Source organism: Lewinella sp., from assembly GCF_050633125.1.
GTDB lineage: Bacteria > Bacteroidota > Bacteroidia > Chitinophagales > Saprospiraceae > Lewinella.
On the sequence record NZ_JBOEFX010000231.1, the window covers coordinates 1 to 8778 of the forward strand.

Consider the following 8778-nt stretch of genomic DNA (forward strand, 5'->3'; position numbering starts at 1 on the left):
CTTTCGTTATCGTACCAAGTTTCATAAATGTTGGCCGTTGTATCTTTCAAACGGACAAAGTCGTTGTAGTAGAGTTTTTCAAGGTACCCGTGATGATTGTCTTCATATTCCTTAAGGACAGCCCGTTGCAGGCTGTCAGATAAACCCATACGGGTGCTCACATGGCGTAAGACACTGGTATTGATATCGTAGACCATCTGATTGAACTCCTTTCGGTAACGCTGCGGATTATTGGCTATAGCCAAGGCATCCTCCGGATCAATGGTCATCTCATAGTCCGAGGGCATATAATTGAGTTCATACTCTTTGGGTGCCCCTAGAAAACTACCGGGTTTGCTTTTGTAATAACGGCTAATAACAATCACTGCTATGCCGATTAGACAGATCAGAATGAGTACTCTTCCAATCTTGTTTGCTTTGTTTAAATTAACAGCCATATTATTTTTACGAAGTCTTGTGCAGCAAATTTAATAACTTTAGCGCGCACCAAACGGTGGGATATGATTTTTCCACAAGAAACACTTAATTGTGACGGTACATTGCTGGATTTGGGTACACCCAAAATAATGGGCGTGATCAACGTCACTCCAGACTCCTTCTACGCTGATAGCCGTCAGGAAGGCTTAGACAATATTTTGCGTACAGCAGAAAAAATGTTAGTCGATGGTGCCGACCTGCTTGATATAGGAGGCATGTCTTCTCGTCCTGGCGCTGAAGTTATTAGTGCCGACCAAGAGTTGCACCGGGTAATAGCTCCTATAAAAGCAATAATGCAACGCTTCCCGGAAGCGATTGTTTCCATCGATACCGTGCATGCCAAGGTTGCCAGAGAAGCAGTAGCTATAGGAGCTTCCCTTGTTAATGATATTTCAGCTGGTCGTATTGATACCGAAATGTATGACACCATTGCCGACTTAGGAGTTCCCTATATCTTAATGCACATGAAAGGAACGCCAGAAACCATGCAAAAACAAGTGGATTACGAAAATATTGTTCAGGAAATTCTTGATTTTTTCATCAAAGAAGTAGCCCTCCTTCGCCAGAAAGGAGTCAAAGATATTGTAATAGACCCTGGCTTCGGCTTTGGCAAAACCGTTCGCCAAAATTATGAACTACTGAATGACCTAAACCTCTTTCAGATACTGGAAGTCCCTATTTTGATAGGAGTATCCCGTAAGTCAATGATCTATAAACTCTTAAATTGCACTCCTTTGGAAGCCCTTAATGGAAGTTCCGTCGTACATCTCTTGGCCTTGCAGAATGATGCCAAAATCCTTAGGGTGCACGACGTGAAAGAAGCCGCTGAGGTAATAAAGATTTGGCAAATGATGGAGGATGTAAAAAGAACAGAAGAATAAATGTCTTCTCTTTCAGAAAATACCATCAAACAAATAGCCTTGGGTTATCTCAAGAGCTTCTATCGATTACGGCCACGCGCGTTTAATACCGCTACGCTTACAGGAACCGACATGCGCGGCTCCAACAATATTATTGCTGATGGCTTTCTGCACTTTACGGAAGAGGATGGAAATGTTTTTACCGCCACTTTTGAAGCAAGCTCGCAAGCGACAAAGGATGAAATCTGTTATCGGCCACGCCTTAGTCATGTTCTATGGGACAGTATGGCCTTTGCTTGCTTGTTTCTGCCTACTTTTCTAGCAATTGCGCACATTGCAAATTGGTACCCACTGGCTGCCGAAGACTTTTACCTTCGCCTGTTTTATTTATTGCTCAGTTTACCGCTTTGGATGTCTATCTATTTTGTGGCATTCCGAAGACTACCTCGCTACCGATATATTTTTGCTATTGAGCAATTTAAACAATACAAGGCCAATGATCAGTGGATTGCCTTTGGCTACGATGCCTTTAGTGGGATGAAAGGAAAATATCGACGTGAACTCATCCGACAGTGTTCACGCTTTGGTTTTGGCTTGGTGGAAATTAACGCGCAACGGTTGCCCAAATTAATTATGGCTCCTAGCCGTGCTGAGATTTTTGTGCCCGCTCGCTCGGTGTTTGATTTTTTACCTCATGGAGAATGGCAAAAAAGGTTACAATCTATGACCTTAGGCCCGTGGGCAAAAGTCAAGAAAGCATTACGTGAACGGTTACTCCCTGTTCAAAACCGCTATTTTCGTTGGTTTCCCCGAATGTACTACAACCAATGGGCGTTGGTGCTCTTTGGTTTATTAATCAGCGGTGTATTAATTAAAATTGAACACCAAAAATTGCCCACTTTTTTTCCTAATGAAAAACGATACCGAAAAGAGGTCATTGCTAAAAATGAAGGAAAAAGACTGGAGCCTGAATACTTTGTTGTTGATGCTCCCATTGCAGGTTTTTATGATAGCACATTTACGCCCTACGAAATGCGTTTTAATGAAGAACAATTTTCGGGAATAATACAGGCAGAGGAAACAGATGATGCCCAAGATGTTGCTGCTCCTCCATTAAGAATACTGTCAGCTAATCCGGGAGAAGAGGTTGCGCTTTATTACAGCTGTGATCGCTATAATAACCTTCATACTACTTTTTACCTCTTGGCCGATTCCGTATATAGCCAACTTGCTGGTGCTCGTAATCGCCTATCTGAACTAAATGACTTAGGTCTTTCAGCTACCGCTGTTTGGCCTCCTTGTTTGGGCGGTACAGGTAAGGGTTTTCTTGTTTATGTAGATGAGCTGCTTATTGATAGTACGGGAGCGGCGCAGCTGATTGATAGCTTGCAACAGCAGTTGGACAGTACAGATAGGCAGCTAAGGCTCCTGAAGTTTTACCCCATTACCAATTGAATTCCCCAAGAAGCTCTAAATATGCCACTCCTATCAGGGTCATCCTACCACACAAACTGGCCCTTTACAAATGCACATGTAAATACCATCTATCCGGCGCTCTTTCGGAAAGTCCCTCCCATTGCATACAAAAGAGAAACGATAAATACACCTGATGGAGATTTCCTTGACCTGGATTGGCAAAAGAATTCGTCCAAAAAATTACTCATTGGATTGCATGGCCTGGAAGGCAATGCCGACCGGCACTATTTGAGAGGGCTGTTTTCTTTTTTTGGTAAAAACGATTGGGACACATTGGGTATGAATTTTCGTTCCTGTAGCGGGAAGTTGAATAATCGCCTGAGAATGTACAACATGGGCGAGACCAATGATTTGTCATTAATAATAAATCATGTTTTGCACTTAGGCTATTACGAAGAAATAGTATTGACAGGATTCAGCTTGGGAGGTAATGTCGTTCTTAAATATCTTGGCGAAAGTGGCAAACACTTGCCCAGTCAGATTAAAGGTGGCGTGGTCTTTTCTGTGCCCTGTGATATTCCAGCTGCTAATGTTGCAATCGCCCATTGGCGTAACCGGATTTATCTTAAGCGATTTTTAAAAACCCTCAACGCCAAGCTGGTAGAAAAGGCTAGCCTCTACCCTACTCACCTTGATCTGTCCGGGCCATTGCCAAGTAGCTTTTACGAATTTGATGAGCAGTTTACCGGCCCGATTCATGGCTATAGCGGCGCCCAGGATTATTGGCAATCTTGTTCCAGTATTCACTTTATGCCCAATATTATCCGGCCAGTGCTGGTGATTAATGCCCTGGATGATACCTTTCTGGCACCTACTTGTTATCCAGAAAATTTGGCCGCCAACCATCCTTACGTTTATCTTGAAACTCCTTCTTTTGGTGGCCATTGTGGGTTCTATTCGGCTAACAGAGACGGTAGTTGGTGGACGGAGCGGCGGGCATTGTCATTTATTCAAGAAAAGGTACTTAACCGATAGCGTTAAAATGATGTTATATTAATGAAGGAATAACACTTATTTCTTGCACTTAAGGTTCTATCTTTGTGAGCTGAATATTAATGAGCGATACAACTACTCCAATTACTGATCCTATTACTGAATCTGGTGGCCCTTCGCCTCGGAAAAAGCGCTGGTGGGTAAAAGTCTTAAGGTGGATTGTTCTGTCCTTTTTAGCAGTATTCATTGCTTTACAATTGCCTTTCGTTCAGCAAAAAATAGCCCAGTACATTGTAAAACGAATGGAACAGACCTTAGGCACCCCGGTTTCACTCGAAAGTGTGAAAATTGCCTGGTTTGATGAGCTAACGCTGCAAAGCCTCTACATTGAAGATTCCTATGGAGATACGCTATTAGCCAGTGGACATCTTGTAGCTGACTTCAACCTCAGTCCTTTAGCTATTTATCGTCGAGGAATAGAAATAGAAGCCCTTGATTTGCAGGGCGCTCGGTTCAATATTCAGAGAGCTTTAGGTGATTCCTTATCCAACCTTCAGGTTACCCTCCTTAAGTTATTCCCAGCGGAAGCGGAAGTTGATACAGCAAGCAAGCGCCCCTTGCCATTTAATTTGAAAGAACTCTACTTGAAAGATGTTCAGTTTACCCAAAATGATAGCCTCAAAGGCAGCTACCTGGGCGTATATCTGACAGAAAGCCAAATTTATGTCAACAACATGGACTTGGCTGCTCAAAAAGTAGATATCAACTCTATAAATATTCGCCGCCCTGTTGTCACCCTTAATTCGTGGAATGGGCCCCCTATTCCTGAACCGCTGGAAATATTAGACTCTTTAGTCCAGGCAAGCACAGATGCTTCACAATTCGAATTGAGCATCGGGGAATTTCAGCTTAGTCGAGGACAATTCAAGCACCACAACTATCGCAAAGCACCGGTAAAATTGACTGCAGCGGATCAACTTGATTTAAAACACCTGGATCTTTATGACCTCCAAGTTGAAATAGATAGCTTTCATCTACTCGGAGATGAATACCAAGGACGAGTCAATTGGATCGCCGCAAAAGACCGTAGTGGCTTTCAGCTAGAGCGTTTGTCTGCCAAAGAGGCAATCGTTTCCCCTCGGGAAATGACGCTCAATGGCCTTTCGATTATCACGCCAACCAGTAGCTTGGGAGATACCCTTCGTTTTCAATACAGATCATTTGCCGATTGGGCCTACTTCGAGGATGAAGTGAGAATGGATGCCCGCTTCAATGATGCAGATGTAACTTTAAAAGACATTATGGCCTTTGTGCCTAAGCTTAATGACAATATTTTCTTTTCCACCAATCAAAACACAAACCTCCAGATCGATGGCCGTATCCGGGGAACAGTTAACAACTTAAGAGGTAGCAACTTAGAAGTAAATTTAGCTGATGGGACTACCTTGGAAGGTAAATTCTCTTCTCGAAATTTAGCGGTCAAAAATGAAGAATTTTTGACCTTGGATTTAAAACAGTTTAGGACCCAGGTGAGAACGCTACGGCAACTTATTCCCAACTTTAATCCTCCTGCTAATTTTGATAAACTTGGGCGTTTGTCCTTTGATGGTAGTTTTATTGGCTTTTTTGTTGATTTTGTAGCCAACGGTAATCTACGTACAGATCTGGGGAAAGCTAGCCTGGATATGCAAATGGTGCTTACTGAAGGGGCCCAGCGAGCTCGCTACAGTGGAAACCTTAATTTGGTAGATTTTGATCTTGGTGGCTGGACAAGCAACTCCGCTTTTGGGTTAGTAAATTTCAATTCTAAAGTCGAAGATGGTTTTGGGCTTACCGGCGATTTGGCCTCAGCAAAACTAACCGCAGCTATTGAAAGTATTACGATCAAAGATTATACCTACGAGAATGCTTCGATTACAGGGCAACTAAACAAAAACTTCTTTAATGGTGACCTAAGCATTAAAGATGAAAATATAGATTTTGCCTTTACCGGAGAGATTGATTTCACGGATACTGTTCCTACCTTTGACTTTAATGCAGCTTTGAACCGTCTGGCTTTACAGCCGCTAAACCTTTCACCCGCCGATTTGGTTCTTCAGGGAGATATTGACCTGAAGCTCAGAAATACACAGTTCTCGAAAATGGAAGGGGATGTTAATCTATCTAACATCAAGCTCACCAAGAACCAAGAGGAAGAATACGATATAGAGTACATCAGGGCTTTTACTTTCTTTGCCCAGGATGGTGAAAAGGTATTTCGGCTAGACTCCGATATTGCTCGCGGCGAAATTCGTGGCGCTTATGACCTGAATGAACTGCCGGCTTCCCTTCAGTTGTTTTTATTGCGAAATTACCCCGGTTTTGCTGGTCGCCTTGGCTTCAAAGAACCTCGCCGGATTCCTGATGTGAATCAATTTTCTTTTGATTTTCATCTTGCAGACTCCAAAGGCTTGAATTATTTGATTGATCCTAAATTGGGAATGTTACAGGACATTGATCTTAATGGTCGTTACAATGGCAACAACGACTCGCTGATTTTTTACCTGGAAGTACCTCAGATAACTTATGATAAAATAAGACTGGCAGATGTCTACGTACATATGGATGCCCTCAAGAGTGAAGGTGACCTGGATATTGTCGTTGACTCTACCATTATCAATGGAAAACCTCGCCTCAATACCTTTACTTTTCTGAGTATTCTTCAGTCTGATACGATTGATTTTGCCATAAATATTAGTACAGACACCCCTAACTTATTCGATCAAGTCAATCTCAATGGCCTATTCTATTTGCCAGATTCGGTTGATTATGCCTTGCAGTTAAGGCGATCAAATCTGAGTTTACTACAAACGCCATGGGCAATTGATGAAGACAACCTTATTCGCTTTGGACAGGGGCAAATTTCTGCCGAAAATTTTTCACTGAGTAACCAGGATCGGAAAATTCATATTAGAAACAATGGCAACAAAGGCTTGCGCGTTCAATTGGCCAATTTTCACTTTAGTTTCCTCGATGACTTATGGGATTATGACCCTTTGAATTTCTCCGGTAATTTTGACATGCTGGTTCAGGTAGACGATGTTTTCAAGATGGAAGGTCTTAATGCGGTGATGACAGGCGAAGACTTCTATATTAACAAAGACAATTTTGGAAGGTTTAGCCTGGAAGCTACTGCACCGAATATCAAGAGCCGGTTGAATGCTTTGGTTACACTACGCAAAGATTCCACATGGATGGAGGTGCAGGCAAAATATAACCTCGCTGATCTTGGTGATAAATCCGTAATTCGGCGCCAAATCCCATTGCCTCGCCAGAAAAACTATCTAGACCTTAATGCCAAATTCGGGGGCTTCCCGCTTTCTATTGCCGAGTACTGGCTGGGAGGAGGAATGTCTGAAACCCACGGCATTTTTACCGCGGATTTACAAATCAAAGGGCTGACCAATGAACTCGGTGCTACAGGTGCCATCGTCGCCCGCAACGGTGGTTTTACACTCAATGCATTAAAGACCCACTATACTTTTCGGGAGGGCACTATAAAAATGACTCCCGACTTGTTTGATGCCACAGGGACGGTGATTTATGATAAATATGGAAACAGCGCAGTTGTAGAAGGAGGGATTACTCACCAGCACCTTCGCCATATGGGACTGGCTGCGCGAATGCAAACTCGCCGCTTTTTAGGAATTGATCTGGCAAAAGGCGACAATGACCTTTTTTACGGGCGAGCCATTGGATCTGGAGAAGTCGTCTTTTCAGGCGATTTCCAAAGACCTAATATTTATATAAACGGCACTGTTGGAGATAGTACCTATATCGTAATTCCCGTTACTGATCAGGCTGAACGAAATGAACTAGATTTTGTCAAGTTTATCAATAAACATCAGGGAACCCAACAGACTTCTACCGGCACTAATACCAAAATTAAAGGGCTGAACCTGGAAATGGACCTCCAGATTACAGAAGTCGCGGAATTGGAGTTGATTTTTGACGAAAAGGCAGGAGACATCCTTCGTGGCCGCGGCCGCGGCAATGTGCGCATACTTCTGCCTCGCGCCCAAGAGTTTCAGATGTACGGAGAGGTAACGGTCTCTAGCGGGAATTATCTATTTACCCTCTATGATGTAATTAATAAGGATTTCCGTATCAGCCCCGGAGGAAAGATTAATTGGAATGGAGATCCCCTCAACGCCCAAATTGACATCTCTGCAGAGTACAAGGATTTAAAGACTTCTTTGACAACTTTTATCCAAGAATACCTGGTAAATGCTCCACCAGCTGAACAATTACAGGCCAAACAAGCTACTGATGTTGATTTGATCCTAGGCTTGAAAGGTGACCTCTTCTCTCCTGCTATTTCTTTTGATATTGGATTCCCTAACCTTCAAGGAATTATGGCCAATTTGGCGGAAAACAAGTTGAATGTTTTGCGCCAAGAACAAAACGAGATGAATAAACAGGTCTTTGGCTTAATTGTATTGGGGCAGTTTTTGCCTTCTGATTTATCCTTTAACAGTACAGAACTATTCGCAAATACGCTTAGTGAATACTTTAGCAATCAGTTGAGTCTACTACTTACCGACTTGTTTAGCGAGGTTGTAGGGAATGGAAAAACCATCTCCAGTCTGGATTTTGAATTTGATTACAACCGAGTAACCAGCGAGGATTTAACCAATAGTCAGAGTACTACCTTTGGGGATGCCGTCGAAATAAATTTACGATCAGGCTTACTCAACGAGCGGCTCTCTCTTGATATTGGTGGTAATTTTGAGTTTGGGCAAACCACAACCAATGGCACCTTTTTTGGCGAGAACATTGTACTCGAATATGCGATCAGTGAAAACCGAGATCTTAAGATTCGCCTTTATGAACGCCGCGATCAAGATATTGGCGGTGACCGTCGTATACAGGTAGGTACAGGCCTCAGCTGGCGAAAGGAGTTCAACTCCTTCAGTGAGTTCTGGAAAAGTGTTAAAGGCAAAAAATAATTCAGTTGGACTTTCGGTAAAATACCGAAAGTCCAACTGAATTA

Annotated in this window: 4 protein-coding genes and 1 pseudogene; 4 read left to right on the forward strand and 1 reads right to left on the reverse strand. The window is 42.8% G+C overall.

Annotation, left to right across the window (positions count from 1 at the left end; genetic code table 11):
• Window positions 1–437: pseudogene (locus ACRBG0_RS28520) on the reverse strand (DUF4230 domain-containing protein); the annotation flags it as partial.
• A 63-nt stretch (window positions 438–500) separates the two neighbouring features.
• Between ACRBG0_RS28520 and folP the strand changes: the two are divergent.
• The 4 genes from folP to ACRBG0_RS28540 all read left to right on the forward strand — a co-directional run bounded on the left by folP (window position 501) and on the right by ACRBG0_RS28540 (window position 8734).
• Window positions 501–1358 (forward strand): dihydropteroate synthase, encoded by an 858-nt coding sequence (folP, locus tag ACRBG0_RS28525; RefSeq protein WP_431490222.1) that lies wholly within the window; start codon window positions 501–503, stop codon window positions 1356–1358.
• Complete coding sequence (locus ACRBG0_RS28530) at window positions 1359–2792, forward strand: hypothetical protein (protein WP_431490223.1); 1434 nt, start codon at window positions 1359–1361, stop codon at window positions 2790–2792. It begins immediately after the preceding gene.
• Window positions 2793–2813: 21 nt separating this feature from the next.
• Window positions 2814–3788 (forward strand): YheT family hydrolase, encoded by a 975-nt coding sequence (locus ACRBG0_RS28535; protein ID WP_431490224.1) that lies wholly within the window; start codon window positions 2814–2816, stop codon window positions 3786–3788.
• An 80-nt stretch (window positions 3789–3868) separates the two neighbouring features.
• On the forward strand, window positions 3869–8734 hold the full coding sequence (locus ACRBG0_RS28540; RefSeq protein ID WP_431490225.1) for a translocation/assembly module TamB domain-containing protein: 4866 nt from the start codon (window positions 3869–3871) through the stop codon (window positions 8732–8734).
• Window positions 8735–8778: the final 44 nt, after the last annotated feature.

What these genes read in the sequence shown, in the direction of transcription:
- folP (WP_431490222.1), top strand. Translation starts at nt 501, where the DNA reads ATGATTTTTCCACAAGAAACACTTAATTGTGACGGTACATTGCTGGAT.
- ACRBG0_RS28530 (WP_431490223.1), top strand. Translation starts at nt 1,359, where the DNA reads ATGTCTTCTCTTTCAGAAAATACCATCAAACAAATAGCCTTGGGTTAT.
- ACRBG0_RS28540 (WP_431490225.1), top strand. Translation starts at nt 3,869, where the DNA reads ATGAGCGATACAACTACTCCAATTACTGATCCTATTACTGAATCTGGT.
- ACRBG0_RS28535 (WP_431490224.1), top strand. Translation starts at nt 2,814, where the DNA reads ATGCCACTCCTATCAGGGTCATCCTACCACACAAACTGGCCCTTTACA.